At 56.8% G+C, this 16,008-nt stretch carries 17 protein-coding genes; 6 read left to right on the top strand and 11 right to left on the bottom strand.

Going from position 1 to position 16,008, the window contains the following annotated elements:
• Positions 1-21: 21 nt before the first annotated feature.
• Positions 22-1,020, top strand: coding sequence for an NADP-dependent oxidoreductase (locus LOY68_RS16695; RefSeq protein ID WP_265038611.1), 999 nt, complete (start codon positions 22-24; stop codon positions 1,018-1,020).
• Between the two features lie 282 nt (positions 1,021-1,302).
• Positions 1,303-2,115 carry an oxidoreductase gene (locus tag LOY68_RS16690; RefSeq protein WP_265038609.1) on the top strand — a complete coding sequence of 271 codons (813 nt, stop codon included), beginning with the start codon at positions 1,303-1,305 and terminating at the stop codon, positions 2,113-2,115.
• Positions 2,116-2,229: 114 nt separating this feature from the next.
• On the opposite strand, the gene LOY68_RS16685 is transcribed toward LOY68_RS16690, so the two are convergent.
• From LOY68_RS16685 to LOY68_RS16650, 8 genes are all read right to left on the bottom strand, one after another.
• A complete protein-coding gene (locus LOY68_RS16685) occupies positions 2,230-2,670 on the bottom strand; it encodes an SRPBCC family protein (RefSeq protein WP_265038608.1) in 441 nt (146 codons plus the stop codon).
• A 118-nt stretch (positions 2,671-2,788) separates the two neighbouring features.
• Positions 2,789-3,175 (bottom strand): nuclear transport factor 2 family protein, encoded by a 387-nt coding sequence (locus LOY68_RS16680; RefSeq protein WP_265038606.1) that lies wholly within the window; start codon positions 3,173-3,175, stop codon positions 2,789-2,791.
• 59 nt (positions 3,176-3,234) lie between these two features.
• Entirely contained in the window at positions 3,235-3,615 is a 381-nt protein-coding gene (locus tag LOY68_RS16675) for a nuclear transport factor 2 family protein (RefSeq protein ID WP_163910186.1), read from the bottom strand.
• Between the two features lie 70 nt (positions 3,616-3,685).
• The gene (locus tag LOY68_RS16670; protein WP_265038605.1) at positions 3,686-4,429 is read right to left on the bottom strand and encodes an SDR family oxidoreductase; all 744 of its coding nucleotides are present in this window, start codon (positions 4,427-4,429) and stop codon (positions 3,686-3,688) included.
• A gap of 79 nt (positions 4,430-4,508) precedes the next feature.
• Positions 4,509-5,615, bottom strand: coding sequence for an alkene reductase (locus LOY68_RS16665; RefSeq protein ID WP_265038603.1), 1,107 nt, complete (start codon positions 5,613-5,615; stop codon positions 4,509-4,511).
• A gap of 57 nt (positions 5,616-5,672) precedes the next feature.
• Entirely contained in the window at positions 5,673-6,254 is a 582-nt protein-coding gene (locus LOY68_RS16660; RefSeq protein WP_163910183.1) for a TetR/AcrR family transcriptional regulator, read from the bottom strand.
• Positions 6,255-6,364: 110 nt separating this feature from the next.
• Positions 6,365-7,624 carry a cation:dicarboxylate symporter family transporter gene (locus LOY68_RS16655; protein WP_265038601.1) on the bottom strand — a complete coding sequence of 420 codons (1,260 nt, stop codon included), beginning with the start codon at positions 7,622-7,624 and terminating at the stop codon, positions 6,365-6,367.
• A 113-nt stretch (positions 7,625-7,737) separates the two neighbouring features.
• A complete protein-coding gene (locus LOY68_RS16650; protein WP_265045797.1) occupies positions 7,738-8,163 on the bottom strand; it encodes a VOC family protein in 426 nt (141 codons plus the stop codon).
• A 206-nt stretch (positions 8,164-8,369) separates the two neighbouring features.
• On the opposite strand from LOY68_RS16650, the gene LOY68_RS16645 reads away from it, so the two are divergent.
• The 3 genes from LOY68_RS16645 to LOY68_RS16635 all read left to right on the top strand — a co-directional run bounded on the left by LOY68_RS16645 (position 8,370) and on the right by LOY68_RS16635 (position 10,939).
• Positions 8,370-9,248: a LysR substrate-binding domain-containing protein gene (locus LOY68_RS16645; protein ID WP_163910181.1), complete on the top strand. Its 879-nt coding sequence runs from the start codon at positions 8,370-8,372 to the stop codon at positions 9,246-9,248.
• A gap of 304 nt (positions 9,249-9,552) precedes the next feature.
• Complete coding sequence (locus LOY68_RS16640; protein ID WP_265038599.1) at positions 9,553-9,933, top strand: hypothetical protein; 381 nt, start codon at positions 9,553-9,555, stop codon at positions 9,931-9,933.
• A gap of 109 nt (positions 9,934-10,042) precedes the next feature.
• The gene (locus LOY68_RS16635; protein ID WP_265038598.1) at positions 10,043-10,939 is read left to right on the top strand and encodes an NAD(P)-dependent oxidoreductase; all 897 of its coding nucleotides are present in this window, start codon (positions 10,043-10,045) and stop codon (positions 10,937-10,939) included.
• Between the two features lie 118 nt (positions 10,940-11,057).
• Here the strand turns inward: LOY68_RS16635 and LOY68_RS16630 are convergent, their stop codons facing one another.
• A complete protein-coding gene (locus tag LOY68_RS16630) occupies positions 11,058-12,047 on the bottom strand; it encodes an isopenicillin N synthase family dioxygenase (RefSeq protein WP_265038597.1) in 990 nt (329 codons plus the stop codon).
• Between the two features lie 210 nt (positions 12,048-12,257).
• On the opposite strand from LOY68_RS16630, the gene LOY68_RS16625 reads away from it, so the two are divergent.
• The gene (locus tag LOY68_RS16625; protein ID WP_265038595.1) at positions 12,258-14,294 is read left to right on the top strand and encodes an NADH:flavin oxidoreductase; all 2,037 of its coding nucleotides are present in this window, start codon (positions 12,258-12,260) and stop codon (positions 14,292-14,294) included.
• Between the two features lie 35 nt (positions 14,295-14,329).
• Here the strand turns inward: LOY68_RS16625 and LOY68_RS16620 are convergent, their stop codons facing one another.
• Positions 14,330-15,106, bottom strand: coding sequence for a pyrroline-5-carboxylate reductase family protein (locus tag LOY68_RS16620; protein ID WP_265038593.1), 777 nt, complete (start codon positions 15,104-15,106; stop codon positions 14,330-14,332).
• Complete coding sequence (locus tag LOY68_RS16615) at positions 15,096-15,803, bottom strand: TetR/AcrR family transcriptional regulator (RefSeq protein ID WP_265038591.1); 708 nt, start codon at positions 15,801-15,803, stop codon at positions 15,096-15,098. Before LOY68_RS16615 ends, LOY68_RS16620 begins: the two co-directional genes overlap by 11 nt.
• Between the last annotated feature and the right edge of the window lie 205 nt (positions 15,804-16,008).

The raw sequence follows: 16,008 nt of genomic DNA, 5'->3' as shown, positions 1-16,008 counted from the left end.
TAAAACCATGAGAACTGAATCATGAAAGCCTTCTTGATCGACCGTTACGGCAAGAGTCATGGACGTATTGGCGAGGTACCGGTACCTGAACTTGGAATCAACGATGTCCTGGTTGAGGTGCATGCCAGCAGCGTCAATCTGCTGGATTCGAAGATCCGTAAAGGTGAATTCAAACTGATCCTGCCGTACTCATTCCCTTTGATTATGGGTAATGACTTGGCCGGCGTCGTGGTTCGCGTGGGATCGGGCGTGCACAACTTCAAGGCGGGTGACGAGGTCTATGCCCGTCCTCCTCAATCACGCATTGGCGCCTTTGCCGAGCTGATCGCGGTGGATGAAAGTGCTCTTGCGCTGAAACCCAAAAATATCTCCATGGAACAGGCCGCTGCCCTCCCCTTGGTTGCACTGACTGCCTGGCAGGTGCTGGTTGAAACAGCCCGGTTGAAAAAGGGGCAAAAAGTCTTTATCCACGCGGGTTCCGGTGGTGTCGGCACAATTGCCATCCAGCTTGCAAAGCATCTGGGCGCGTTTGTTGCGACGACGACCAGCACAAGTAACGTGGGTTGGGTCAAGGCGTTGGGAGCGGACGTCGTCATCGACTACAAGCAGCAAAACTTCGAAAGCGTCTTGCGCGACTACGACGTCGTATTAAACAGCCTCGGCCCTGTCGACCTGGAAAAATCACTCAGCATTCTCAAACCGGGTGGCCAACTTATCTCCATCTCGGGGCCACCGACGCCAGAGTTCGCACAAGAGCAAAAGCTGTTCTGGGGACTGGGTTGGATAATGCGTCTGTTGAGCAGCGGCATCCGCAGAAAAGCGCGCAAACAGGACGTCAGATATGCGTTCGTATTCATGCGTGCGAGCGGTGCTCAATTGGAGAAAATCACTGCGCTTGTCGAGTCCGGAGTTATCACACCTGTGATCGACCGAACCTTCCCGTTTGAGTCAACGGCTGAGGCATTGAGCTACGTCGAACGGGGCAGAGCCAAAGGTAAGGTGGTTATCAAGCTCATATGACTAAGCAGGTACCCAATAACGGTCGCTGCGGCGTCGACTTAATGATCTGTAACTCGACCAGCCTGCCGGACGAGACTCCTGATTCGGTTACACGTGAAGGTCACTTATCAGAAGTGTCCTGTATTAACCCGACGTCACCACCGGGGAAAATTGAGTTGCAGTCCCAACCCGCTGCGCCAGCGCCTTCAACAATAGTCTGGCGAAAATTAATGCTGGAGCAATAGCGTCGAACCAGCTGCTTGCTATCGCCGAAAGCAACTCACGGACACACTGGAGTATCAATTGAAAACATCTTCCGAAAAAACCGCGATAGTGACCGGTGCATCATCCGGTATTGGTCGCGCTACTGCTGAAGCTCTGGCACGAGCCGGGTATACGGTGTTTGGCACGAGTCGGAAGGCTGGTGACAGTCCAACGCAGGTTTCCATGCTCAGTTGCGATGTGACGGATGATGAATCTGTCAGTGCGCTCGTTTCCACCGTACTCGCGCAGACCGGGCGGATCGATCTCTTGGTCAATAATGCGGGTGTTGGTTTACTTGGGGGCGCAGAGGAATTCTCGATCCCGCAGGTGCAGGCACTGTTCGATGTGAATTTGTTTGGAGTAATCCGCATGACGAATGCGGTATTACCGTCGATGCGACAACGTGGACAGGGGCGCATCATCAATATCGGATCTATTTTGGGGTTAGTGCCCGCGCCCTACTCCGCTCATTATTCGGCGGTCAAGCATGCTTTGGAGGGCTATTCGGAATCTCTAGATCACGAGGTTCGCGCCTTCAATATTCGAGTATCGGTCATCGAGCCGGCATTCGTGCGTACCGTCTTCGATCAAAACGGCATTGAGCCGGACTCGAAGTTGAAGGAATACGATCAGGCTCGAGCCGGGTTCAAGGCACTGCTAGGCGATGTGATGCCCAAAGCCGATCTTCCAGAAGTCGTGGCGGCAGTTGTAGTGAAAGCGGCGACCGATGTCCGCCCTCAGCATCGCTACACTGCGGGCAAGGCCGCGCGACAAATCAGCATGCTGCGCCGTTTTGCCCCCGCAAAGATTTTTGACAAAGCCTTGCGCAAGCAATTTCGCCTGCCAGTTTGAAGCCGGCGCAGTAAAAGTTGAACCAGAAAAAAGGGCCATCAACGGCCCTTGTGTACCCAAACCAAATCACTTGATCAGCCAGGACTCGACGCTATCGCGGCCCCACCTGAGTGTTCAGTGCTGAGTAAGAAATAACTGGAGACTGTTGTGCCCATCCACGATCAGTCCTCGAACAAGTTCCTGGTACTGTTCTGCGGTATTCAGATCTTGCAGATCGAAGCTTGCAGACCAATGGATGAACGTCTTGGACTGTCCAGTAAGCGAGGCCAATTTCACCGTGGCCACATAGTTGTCCAGCGGCAATGGAGCTTCCTCGAAGCAGTAGGACAGCGTTGTATTGCGATCATCGACCGATAACAGGCGCTCCCTGACAACTGCGCCATCGGCCAACGTGAGTTTGCGAATACAGCCCACCAATCCATCGAGTTGGTTGTCCTCAATGCTGCTTTCGACAATCGAGGGATGCCATTTATGAATCTCACCAAATTTCTTCAATACGCCCCAGGCGTGTCCTGCATCGCTGTCCAGGGCAGCGGAAAACTCAACCATCGGCATTGTGTATCTCTCTTCAAATGATCTATTTTCGAAAACGGCTAAGCTCGGCTTTTGCCAGCGCCGTCGATGATGATCGAGCTCCGATCCCGGCTTTGATTCAACCGGGATCGGTGCACGCTCAACCTTCGAACTGGTGATAAACCTTGGCGATGACCTTCCAGGTGCCGTCGATTTTGATCAGGGTCAGGTAGTCGTTGTAGTCGGCACCGATCGCATCCTTTTCCATATCGACACGCACCACGGCTGTCGTGGGTGTGATCGCCAGAATGTCGAGCCGAGTCGTAATTTCTGGGGCACTGCCGTTCTTCTGAACGAAATCAAACAGATTCTTGATCGGGCCGCCAAGCAGCTCACCGTTTGTGAAACCGTACATCACGGCGTCTTTATGGAAAGCTTGAGCAACGCCTTCTGTACTGCCCACACGCAGACCTTCAACGTATTGATTGGCGGTAGCGATGACAGCGTTGTACTCGGAAGTCGGTACTGCCTTGATATTCTTTGACATGGTTCTCTCCTTTCAATAAGGGCGAGGTACAGCACACCTCGCCAGAGGCGCTCGATTGCTCAAACGCTTGGATGGGTGTGGTAAATCTTGCTGACGATCGTCCACTTGCCTTCTACCTTCAGCAGGTTGAAGAAGTCGGTGAAACGAAATCCCGAAACGTTGTCGGTATCGACGCGAGCACTGGCGGCAGTGCCCACAATGTCGATGCGAACGATCGCGGCTTTGGCTTCGGGAGATGGGCGGAAAGCGTTGTCGATGACGTCGTACAGATTCTGGATCGCACCGCCGACGAGCTTGTCGCCGTCGACCCCAAACATGGTGGCCTGCTCGTTGAACGCGGGCTTCATCAAAGCGCTGTCAGCCTTGGCCCCACCTTCGTTGTATTGGCTAAGCACGTCGACGATCGCGTTGTATTCCTGGACGTAAGTTGGATTGCTCATGATGTGACTCCTGATTGGGTATTTCCGGTGAGCCGTTTGGCTGAGCGGATGGGACAAACTCAGCCGACAATCACCAATCCTGGCGTGTCGGCGAGATGATCAGATCGTTGACGGTGACGTTTTCCGGTTGGTTGAGCGCGTAAATCACAGCGCGGGCGATATCGTCAGGCGCGATGGCGATCCGGTTCAGCTCCTGAGCAGCCTTGCGCCCTTCAGGATCGCTGACTTTGTCCGCCCAGCCGGTATTGATCACGCCGGGGCTGACGGTGTTGACGCGAATGCCATGCTGCACGCCCAACTCCTTGCGCATGGATTCGGTCATGGCCTGGACGAAAAACTTGGTTGCGCTGTAAACACCCGCCGCCGGCCCGACCTGATGACCTGCAACAGAGTCCATGTTGAGAATCTGCCCGGATTTCTGTTCAAGCATGAACGGCAATACAGCCGCAATAGCGTTGAGGTAGCCCTTGATGTTCACATCGATCATCTTTTCCCAATCTTGCACGGCCAGATCGACCCAGTTGGAAAAGAGCATCAGGCCGGCGTTGTTGACCAAGATGTCCACGGCGCCATAGGTGTCTTGTGCAAACTTCGCCAACGCTTTGGTTTGATCCGGATGGGTAACGTCGGTGGTGAAGGCAACCACGTCGCTGCCTGACTCACGCAGTTCTGCAACAAACGCCTCCAGCCCTTGCTGATCGTGTGCTGCCGCTACTACGCGGACACCCTGTGCGACGAGCGCACGAGTGGTGGCGGCGCCAATGCCGGAAGATGCGCCAGTGACGATGGCGACCTTGTTTTGCAGATAATTCATACTTGAGTGCCTCTTGTTCGGCGAAATGCGCTCGCGACGGAGCCTCCCCGCGCCGAGTCGACGCAGGGGGAACCTGTGATTAGTTGGAGTTGGCCGTTGGCCAATCGGTGTAGCCCTTGGCGCCTCCGCCGTAATAACTCTCACGTGGCGCGATGGTCAGTTCGGCACCACGACGCAGGCGCTCTACAAGGTCTGGATTGGCAATGAACAAACGACCGAACGCTACCGCGTCAATCCGGCCTTGCGCCCGGCGTTCCAGCGCCATGTCCAGGTCGTAGTTGTTGTTACCAATGAACGGCCCTTCGAACTGCGCACTCAGCGCGTCCAGATCCACCCCTTCCGGAACGGTGCGAGAAGTGGCGGTTGCGCCTTCGACGAAGTGCAGATAGGCCAGGTTGAATCTGTTCAGCCGCTGAATGAGGTAGCCGTAAGTCGCCATGACGTTGCTGTCAGGGGGTGTATTACCTGCGTCAGGTGTCACCGGCGAAAGACGGATGCCGACCCGATCACTGCCCCAGATCGCGACCACGGCTTCGGTGACTTCAAGCGTCAGCCGCGTCCGGTTCTCGATGGAGCCGCCGTACTGGTCAGTGCGCTGGTTGGTGGAATCACGCAGGAACTGATCGAGCAGATAGCTGTTGGCAGAATGGACTTCCACACCATCAAAACCGGCTCGCTTTGCATTTTCTGCCGCATGCCGGTACTGCTCGATGATCCCCGGGATCTCAGACGTCTCAAGCGCCCGAGGCATGGACACTTCGACCATGCCATTGTTGGTGTAGGTCGTGCCTTCGGCCTTGATTGCCGAGGGAGCGACCGGTGCCTCGCCGTTTGGCTGTAACTCGACGCTGGAGAATCGGCCTACGTGCCATAGCTGACTGACGATCTTGCCGCCCGCCGCGTGTACCGCATCAGTGACTTTTTTCCAGCCTGCCACCTGTTCTTCCGACCAGATACCCGGCGTCATGGCATAGCCGCGACCCTGGGCAGAAATGTTCGTGGCTTCGGCGATGATCAGGCCTGCGCCGGCACGTTGGGCGTAATAAGTGGCGTGCAGTTCATTCGGCACGCCGTCCTCCGCCATCCGGCTGCGTGTCACCGGAGCCATGACAATACGGTTGGCCAGTTGCAAGGCGCCCATCTGCGTGGGCGAAAAAAGGTCGGTGTTATGACTGTTATCAATCATGTTGAATACCTCAAATATTAGACCGGTCGTCTAGTAATTTGGTTAAAAAAAACGCCCCTAGGCCAGCAGGCGTTTACTTGTGATCAGTGCGGTTTCAAACGGGGCCGTGGTCTTCTTGACCTTGACCAACAGCGAGGCGCCCAGCCATAGCTGATAAAGCGATTCGGCTAATATCGCCGCGTCCTGAGTCTGCGAGATGGAACCATCGGCCATGCCCTGCTCGACGCAACGCATGATCCGCTGAATGATCAGTGCGGTGCCTTCCTCCAGCACCGTGCGCATGTCTTCCGACAAGTCGCAGACTTCAGCGCCCAGTTTCACCACCAGGCATTTCTCCTCGGGGTGATCGAACGCTTGCGTCTTCGCCCAGTAGTGCAGATAGCCCAGCAGCCGCTCCGCTCCGGTTCCTTCAGCGGCCATGACGATATCGACGCGCCCGATGTACTCCTGAAAATATTCTTCGAGCAGTGCCTGGCCGAATTCTTCTTTCGAGCGGAAGTAGTGATAGAACGACCCTTTGGGTACGCCAGCGGTTGTCAGCACTTCCGACAGCCCCACGGCGGTGTAACCCTTGTTGGTCATCAACGACTTGGCCACATCGATGATGTGCTGTCGCATGTCTTGGATAGGTTTCTTCATAGGGAAGGCAGCCTACACAAAACTAGACCGGTCGTCTAGAAACTCCTGCCTGCATCTGATCAACCGACTCAACCGTTAGCGTTTCCTGCCGGACGCCTTCCTGCGGACTGCTAGGCTTTTTGCGCTACCTGATTGACTCGTGAAGGCTCAAGGGCCGCCCTCTCCCACTTGGCGATTACCAAGGGTGCGATGGCATTACCCAGCACGTTCAGCGTGGTGGTTCCGCTATCGATAATCCTGAAGATCCCTGCGATAAGCGCCACTCCTTCCAATGGAAGACCGGCAGAAGCCAACGTCGCCGACAAGATAATGATGGCGAATCCAGGCACCCCTGCAGCACCTTTGGAGGTCAGCACCATCGTGACCACCAGCAAGATCTGCTGAGACAGCGACAGGTCAATTCCATAAAGCTGAGCGACAAAAATCGTCGCAACGCCCAGGAAAATCGATGCACCATCCAGATTGAACGCATACCCCACCGGCACCACAAAACTGACGATTCGGCGCGGGACTCCATAGCTCTCCAGCTTGCTCATCAACTGCGGCATGACTGCTGCCGATGCGGCACTCGAGAACGCAAGAATCAGCTCATTCCGGAAATACTTGATCAGCTTGAAAATGTTCTCGCCGATCAGATAGCAAATACCGCCAAGTACCACCAATGCAAAGACAATCAGTGCCAGGTAGACCACGCCAATCAGCTTGAGCAAAGGCAATAGCGAGGCAAAGCCGAAGGTTGCGACGGTAGCGCCGATCATGCCGAACACGCCTATTGGTGCGTAAGCCATGACGATTGAGACGACTTTGAACATCGCATCGGAAATACCCTGAACCACCGCGACCACTGGCGCGCTTTTCTCTCTGGGTAGCGAGTTCAATGCCATGCCGAACAGGACAGCGAAGAACAGCACCGACAGCAACTTCGCTTCCGACATCGCCACAAAGACGTTGTCCGGAACGATGTTCTGCACAATCACGAGAGCGCCCTTCGAAGGCTCCATCGTGATGGACGCAGCACTATGTGTAATGCCGGAAATATCAGTGCCTGTGCCAGGCGCGAATACATTCGCGAAGCAAAGCCCCATCACAATCGCCAGGCCGGTGATCGCAAAAAAATACCCCAGCGACTTGACGCCCATACGACCAAATGACTTGTTATCTCCGCCTCCTGCGATGCCCAGGATCATGCAACAAAACACGATCGGAACAACGACCATCTTCATCATCTTGATGAAGATATCGCCCAGCGGTTTCAGGATTTCCGCGCTAACCCACAATTGATACTGCGGATGGGTATTGAAATACCAACCGACGAGCACGCCAAGCAACAGCCCGGCAATGATTTGCCACACCAAGGGAATACGTTTCATGTCTAGCCTTCTTGTTGGAATGAAAGGACTGCATTAACAGGCAGTTGCTAGATTCATGAGCTTCCAGCTCACTTGAGTTCAAATGGCACAACGCTGTTGTGCCAACACGGTTCTTATTTGGTGAAAAGCTGGCTCATATCCTTGAAGGCCTTGAATTCAAGGGCATTACCGCAAGGGTCAAACAAAAACATGGTGGCTTGCTCGCCAACCTGCCCTTTGAAACGAATGTAGGGTTCGATTACAAACTCAGTGCCAAACGACTTGAGTCGCTCGGCCAGCGCTTCCCACTCTTCCCAGCCCAGGATGATGCCGAAGTGCGGAACCGGTACGTCGTGGCCGTCTACCGGGTTGCTATGGACACTTTCCTGGGACGCGGTTTTTGGGTGTTCGTGAATAACCAACTGGTGGCCATAAAAGTTGAAGTCGACCCACTGGTTGCTGGAACGACCTTCTTCCAGGCCGAACACTTCGCCGTAAAACGTGCGTGCGCCAGCGAGGTTGTAAACGGGGATTGCGAGGTGGAATGGCGAGAGGCTCATCAGAACTCCAATACAGTTTTTTGTTGGTAAAGGACGGAGCGCATGAATGCTGGCCGTTGGTTTTTCGCGACGCTTCAAGTTCCGTCATCCCGCCGACATCAGCGCATGGGTTCGGGCTGTTGCCGAGGGGACAGGCACATCGTAGGGCGCCCCACAAAACAAAAAAATCAATATAAATTTCTTAGAAACACAATTAATATTTGTGAATGATCAAAGAACTCAAAACACTCATCGCCGTTGCACGGGAAGGTACGTTTGCCGCTGCCGGGAATAAAATCGGCCTCACCCAGGCAGCGGTGAGCGCCCAGATTCAGCGTCTGGAGGCCGAGCTCGGCTTTGAGATATTCGACAGGAAGGGACGCTCGGCCCACCTGAACAGGATGGGCCATCAAATACTCCTGCAAGCGCAAGAGCTGCTTCGGCTTTACGACAATCTGGGCTCCACCACGGTCGGACTTCCTGCGAGCGTGCTGGTGAACATCGGTGCCATCGCTTCCGTACAGCGATCCTATCTTCCAGACGCACTGGCCAGGTTTCACCAACAATGCCCGCAGTGCCGAACCCGCGTAATTCCGGGGCTATCGATGGAGTTGGTGAACCTCGTGGATGCCGGCGAGATCGACATGGCCGCAATCATTCGCCCACCCTTCTCGCTCCAGAGCGATCTACGCTGGACGACTTTGGCGCTTGAGCCCTACCGGCTGATCGTCCCGCGCGACGTGCCGGGAGACGATTGGTCAAAGCTGCTTTCAAGCCAACCATTCATTCGGTACGACCGATCATCCTTCGGGGGCCGGCAGGTGGATCGCTTCCTTCGGCAGATGCATTTCACCTTGCGCGAAGTTTGCGAGCTGGATGAACTGGAGGCGATCATCAAGCTCGTGGAGAACGGCGTCGGTGTAGCGCTGGTGCCGCAGACCGCAACCGATCAGGAATGGCCCGAAGGTGTAAGAGCGCTCGATCTCGGACAGCACACCTTCCACCGTGATATCGGGCTCGTACACAGGTCTCGACAGAGCTTCACCGAACCGGTACGGATACTGGCCCAACTTATCAGTGAGCAAGTCAGGACTGGTTCTGAATAAATTCACGCAGGAAAAGGCCTGACTTGGTGGCACGTACCGCCTCCTTCGCCATGTTGTAAGGGGCATATCCCTGCAAGCCGGTCACACCTGCCAACGAGGCGAAGTTAATGAACCTGCCCTCCCCGCTGGCTTTGAGGTGTGGCAACAGATTTGTATCCGTCTGTATAAAACCCCGAGCTAGATACGCAACACCCGATTTCGCGGCGTCCACGCACACATCACCGATACACCCGAGCGTTTAACTGTGTTCACCGGATAGCAGCAGCTACCGACCCACTCAAACTAAACGCACGGAGCATCACCCATGTTCAACTTCTCGAAGGTCTCGTCCCTGGCACTCGGTCTGGCATTGATTGGCGGCCTCGGCTTGTCGAACCTGGCCTCGGCCAATACTGTGAGCGCTGCCGCCCACAGCCCGGTCCAGCAACTGCTGGTGGAAGGTGGTTCGGATCGGCTGCAACAGAATCGCGTCGCGGAATATGGCTCTGAGAACCTGCAAAAGAATCGTGTCGCCGAGGGTGGTTCGGATCGCCTGATCCAGAATCGCGTAGCCGAAGGCGGCGCTGATCGCCTGCAAGAACAGCGCGAACGTGTCGCGCTGTTCAGCCCAGGCAATGCAGCGCACGCCAGTGTGGTCGTCGCCGAAAACCGCCCTGAGTTCGGCTCGAAATATCAGCGGTATTGATTGCCTGCTTATATCCGCAAAGCCGAGACTGTGACGCTATAGCTTCTGGTGTTATGAACGATCCCTTCGGCAGATTCATTTGGACTCTCGCAGACAAGGAGCACAGCTTATGAAAATTGGTTTCCTGGGGCTTGGCAGCATGGGCCAGGCGATTGCTGCCAATCTTTTGAAAAGTGGTCACGAAGTGTGGGTGTGGAATCGCTCACCGGAACCGGCGCAGAAACTGGTCGAGCTTGGCGCCCACGCTGCGGCGACCCCGGCACAGGCCTTTAACGCAGATATCGTGTTCAGCATGTTGGCTGACGATAAGGCACTGCGTGCGGTACTACTGGACTCCGGGTTGCTGGCCCAGCTCAAGGGGCCGCTGATTCACGTCAACCTGGCGACAATTGCCGTGGCCTTCGCCGAGGAGCTGGCCGCCCTGCATGAAGCCCAGGGCATCGACTACATCGCCGCGCCAGTGATGGGTCGCCCCAACGTCGCGGCCACGGCTCAACTCAACATCCTGGTCGCCGGACCGGAGGCGGCTATCGATCGCGTCCAGCCGCTTCTTGATCTGATCGGGCGAAAAACGTGGCGCCTGGGTGATAAAGCCGCGAGCGCCAACGCCATGAAGTTGGCCACCAACTTCCTGCTGGTGTCGGCGGTGCAAGCCATGAGTGAAGCGGCGGTGTTGGTGACCCGTCACGATCTGCCCTCCGCCGCGCTGATCGATCTGGTATCGACCACTATCTTCACCGGCCCGGTCTATCAAGGCTACGGCGCCCTGATCGGTGAGCGCCGATATGAGCCGGCCGCTTTCAAGGCGTCCCTCGGGCTCAAAGACGTCGACTTGATCCTCGCCGCCGCTGCCGACGTATCGATCCAGCTGCCGACAGCGGACCTGATCCGCGCCAACCTGCTGGATGCCATCGCGCATGGTGAAGGCGATAAGGATCTTGCCGTACTGGCCGAAGTCGAGGAAAGACGCACATTGGCAGCGGCGGGACAAACAGCACCTGATTGAGCCGAATCTACGGTTCAATCAAGCAAGAGGAGCCAAGTGTCATCACTCCTCTTGCCACCGCGATTTATTGCTCGTCCGCCGCTCAAGCACGGCAGACGGGCAATAAGCAAAAGAGCAATCACACCGCCGCAACGTCCTGCAGGTGCGCATAGCTATCGACGAAGCGTTTAAATTTGTGTTGGCCACAGGTGTAGGCGGCGTACTTCGCAGGTAGCGCCTCACTGACGCAGGTGGGCACGGGTTCAACGACGGCATCGAAATCCAGATCGATGAAGAACGGAATGGAATAGCGTTCCAGACCGCTGGTGTTGATCACGCGATGCATGGTCGAGGTGTAGCGATCGTTGGTGAGGGTTTGCACCAGGTCGCCAATATTGACGATGAACGTGCCTTCAACCGGCGGAGCCGTCACCCAGTCGCCGGCGCGGTTGCGTACTTGCAAACCGCCGACGGCGTCTTGAGACAGCACGGTCAGGAAACCGTAGTCCGTGTGCGCCCCAATACCGATTTCCTCCTGGGTCACCTTTCCCATCTGCGGTGGGTAACGCAAGATTCGCTGGATCGTGATGGGCTTGCGCTGACGCTGTTCAAAGTAATCTTGTGGCAGGTCCAGACTCAGCGCGATCCCGCCGATGAGGGTTCTGGCGAGCGCCAGTACAGCGCTGTGATAAGTCTCGGCAACCGCTTGGAATTGCGGCAGCGTAGTGGGCATCAGATTCGGCCCGAAAAACGGCGAAACCTCATCGTAATGAGCGCCGCAATCAAAGCACTCCTTGAAATCCCGGGTGTTGGCGGGATCGACGTTTTCCGCATACATAGGGATATAACCGCGTAGCGTCGGCCCGGAGTTGACGATGTTCAGCCGGTTCTTTTCTTCATAAGGCAACTTGAAGAAGCGCTTGGTGAGCCGGTACATCTCATTGATCAATGGCTGCTCGACGCCATGGTTCTTTATGTAAAAGAACCCGACCTGTTCGCAGGCATCGCCAATTTGCCGGGCCACCTGAAGCGGATTCTCGCCATTAAGCAGCGACGAGATATCGATGATTGGAATCTCGGTAAACGCGGTTTGCTTGCTGGCCAGACGGCTATCGAATAACTCAGTCACGTATGCACTCCTTTCCAAAACGTCATCAGGCGGAAGATTGAGAAAGCACGGCTGCGCCCTCTTCAATCCATGTTTTGCCGGATCTTAGTCCTGGATTTTTTGGTACGCAAGCAAAATGTACACAGGTGTACATCATGATTGACACTTGTGAACATTCGACTTACCGTCATGTCAAACCCTGCATGATGTTCTGTTCGAGGAGCGCAATACATGTCCAGCGATCCCTTGCTGCAACCCTACAAAATCAAAAACCTGACGCTGCGCAATCGCATCATGACCACCTCCCATGAACCGGCCTATCCGGTCGACGGCATGCCCAAGGAGCTTTATCGGGCGTATCACGTCGAGCGTGCCAAGGCTGGCGTGGCACTGACGATGACTGCCGGTTCCGCCGCGGTGTCGCGCGATAGCCCGCCAGTGTTCAACAACATCCTGGCGTACAAGGACGAAGTGGTCGGCTGGATGAAGGATTTGACTGATGAGTGCCACGAGCACGGCGCTGCGGTGATGATTCAACTGACCCACCTGGGGCGGCGCACCCGTTGGGACAAGGCCGACTGGCTGCCAGTGGTTTCGCCGTCTCACCGCCGAGAAGCGTCGCACCGCTCCTTCCCCAAGAAGATGGAAGAGTGGGATATCGAACGGATCATCAAGGATTACGTCGATGCGGCCGAGCGCATGAAAGCAGCCGGGCTGGACGGCCTGGAGCTCCAGGCCTACGGGCATTTGATGGACCAGTTCTGGTCACCGCTGACCAATGATCTTGAAGGCCCCTACGGCGGTTCCCTGGAAAATCGCCTGCGGTTTACGTTCGATATCCTGCGCGGTATCCGCAAGCAATGCGGCGAGGACTTCTTGCTGGGTGTGCGCTACACCGGGGACGAGGATCTTCCCGGTGGATTTGGCGCGCAGGAAGGCATCGCGATTTCGCACATGCTCAAGGACAGCGGCCTGGTCGATTTCCTCAACGTGGTGCGCGGGCATATCGATACCGATGCCGGCCTGACCGATGTGATTCCCATCCAGGGCATGCGTAACTCGCCACACCTGGATTTCGCCGGTGAGATCCGCGCGGCGACCGGTTTCCCGACCTTCCATGCCGCCAAGATCCCCGACGTCGCCACCGCTCGCCACGCCATTGCCTCCGGCAAGATCGACATGGTGGGCATGACCCGCGCGCACATGACCGACCCGCATATCGTGCGCAAGATTATCGAAAAGCGTGAAGAAGAAATCCGCCCGTGCGTGGGGGCCAACTACTGCCTGGATCGCATCTACCAGGGCGGCGCCGCGTATTGCATCCACAATGCCGCGACCGGCCGCGAAACCACCATGCCCCACGAAATCCCGAAGGCAGCGACCAAGCGCAAGGTCGTAGTCATCGGCACCGGCCCGGCGGGCCTTGAGGCGGCACGGGTCGCCGGTGAGCGCGGTCACGCCGTCACGGTGTTCGAAGTGGCCGACCAACCCGGCGGACAGATTCGGCTGACCGCCCTTAGCGAGCGTCGTCGCGAGATGATCAGCATCATCGATTGGCGCATGGCGCAGTGCGAACGGCTGGGCGTGAAGTTTCACTTCAACACCTGGGCCGAGGCCTCGACGGTCATGGCCGAGGAACCGGACGTGGTGATCGTCGCCACCGGTGGTTTGCCGCACACCGAAGTGCTCAAGCATGGCAATGAATGGGTGGTGTCGGCTTGGGACATTATTTCCGGTGACGTCAAACCCGGCCAAAACGTACTGATCTTCGACGATGCCGGCGACCATGCGGCGCTACAGGCAGCCGAAGTCATTGCCAACAGTGGGGCGAAACTGGAGATCGTCACACCTGACCGGTCGTTTGCACCGGAGGTGATGGCCATGAACCTGGTGCCTTACATGCGCAGCCTGCAAGACCTCAACGTCACCTTTACGGTTACGTACCGGGTGGATTCTGTTGAGAAACGCGACGGCCAACTGGTGGCCCACTTCGGCAGCGATTACCGCCAGGTGCGCAAGCAGCGGGTGGTCGATCAGGTGGTGATCAACCACGGCACCCTGCCCCTGGATGATCTGTACTTCGACCTGCGCCCCCATTCCAGCAACGATGGAGCGGTCGAGCAGCACAGCCTGATTGCCGGCAAAGCGCAGAACATCGTGACCAACCCCGAGGGGCGATTCCAGTTGTTCCGGATTGGCGATGCCGTCTCGGCGCGCAATACCCACGCCGCCATCTACGATGCCCTGCGACTGCTGAAAGACATTTGAAGCGATGCCCTGATCCTGGCGATCAGGGCACCTCTCTACATCCCGCGCCGCGCCACTGCAGCGCCAGCCGCCACGGCCCGGCCGATGACGGCTTCGATGTTTTCATCCGCCATCGACTGCAATGCCGCTGCGGTCACGCCACGGTAAGCCATTAACGACTCGATCAGTTGCTGCGGATCATGGCTCGCAAGCATCTGCCCTCCCCCAACCACTGCGCCGCGTGCCGCCTGCTGGGCGATGGCAAGTGGAATCCCGGCGGCTACGGCCTGATTGGTCAGCGCCAGTTGCAGCATCGCCGGAAAGGCCGGCCCGGTCCCGGACAACGCACTCAGGTAATCGATACAGTCTTCGTCCGGCACCTCACTCGCCGTGCCAACGCATTCGAACAGACGCTGCACCCAGGCGCGTTCGCGCTCATCCAGTGGTCCGGCGCTGTACCAAGGCGTGAAGGATTGCCTGATTTCCACGGCCGCATTGGGCATGGCGCGCACGACCACTGCTGCACCGCTGGCGGCACGAATGTCCGTCGCAGTGACACCCGCCATCAGGGAAATCACTACTTTGCCGCTGGCGTTGATCTGCAGTGTTCGAAATTGCTCCGGCCGGATGGACAGCACCACGACATCACTGAGGTCCACCAATTGCTGGTTATCCGCCAGCAGCCGCACATCCGGCCCGAAGGTGCTGGTACCGGAGCGATTCGAGATCAATACGTGGTCAGTCTTCAGAAGATGCTGTTCGAGCAGCGCCTCGACGATGGCGCGCCCCAGCCAACCTGTGCCGCCGATAACGCCCAGGGTTCTATTGGCCATCGGCAGCCGACTCTTCGAAGGTATCGACCAAGGGAACAAAGACGCCCGGCTCTTTTTCCGCGTAGCCGAACTTCCCAAAAAAACGGTCCAGCTCGCGGCGCTTGGGGGCCTTGCCGGTAAACACGCTCACGTACTGGGGAATCCGTCGAAAGCGCACGACGATGTCTTCAGTGGTCTTCATGGAGATGTAGCCGATCTGCGTCAGGTAGATGGTCCTGGCACGCACGTCCGCCGCCTCGTTTTCGTAGCCGAACCGTCGGAACATGGCGGCCAGGGCATTCATCCGGGTTTCGTCCGCCAAGGCGATTTCGTCTTTGACCTCGTCTGATTGCAAGGCCCAGCTGCGCACCGCAAATTCAAACTGGGAATCGAACAGATCAGGGTTCACCCAGCACTCGAAGATATTGAGGATCGCCTCGGAAATACTTTCCGCGTAGCTCTCGCACTGGTTAACCATGCCGCCGGTGTTTTTGTCGCGCCATCGGGCCAGAAGCGCCGCGAGCAGTTGTTCGCGGTCGGTGTAGAACCAGTAGAAGCTGGTACGCGACAAATTCAAGCGTTTGGCCAGCGGCATCACCCGCACCGCATCCACACCAGACTCTTTGAGCGCATCGTAAGCGGCGTCCAGCCAGACATCGACGGAGCCGCGCCAGCCTGCATCCTGCCCTTTGGTTTTCGCCCTTGCTGCCTGCGACATCCGCGTGCACCTTCTTTTGAAAATTCTTCGCCACTCTACACCTCAGGATCCGTGGCGTACACGCCATGTACAGCGGCGTACATTTTTTGGACGCTGATCCTCCGTCTCGACTGCAATTCCCTCTTTTTGGATAACAGCACGTTATCTTTGGCCCGGTAAAAAAGTTGCTAGACGCTACGAAGCCGTGAAACCAAATAATGGTTCT

Origin of the sequence: Pseudomonas sp. B21-053 (assembly GCF_026016365.1) — a bacterium.
Classification (GTDB): Bacteria; Pseudomonadota; Gammaproteobacteria; order Pseudomonadales; family Pseudomonadaceae; genus Aquipseudomonas; species Aquipseudomonas nunensis.
This window is presented reverse-complemented; position numbering and strand designations above follow the sequence as displayed.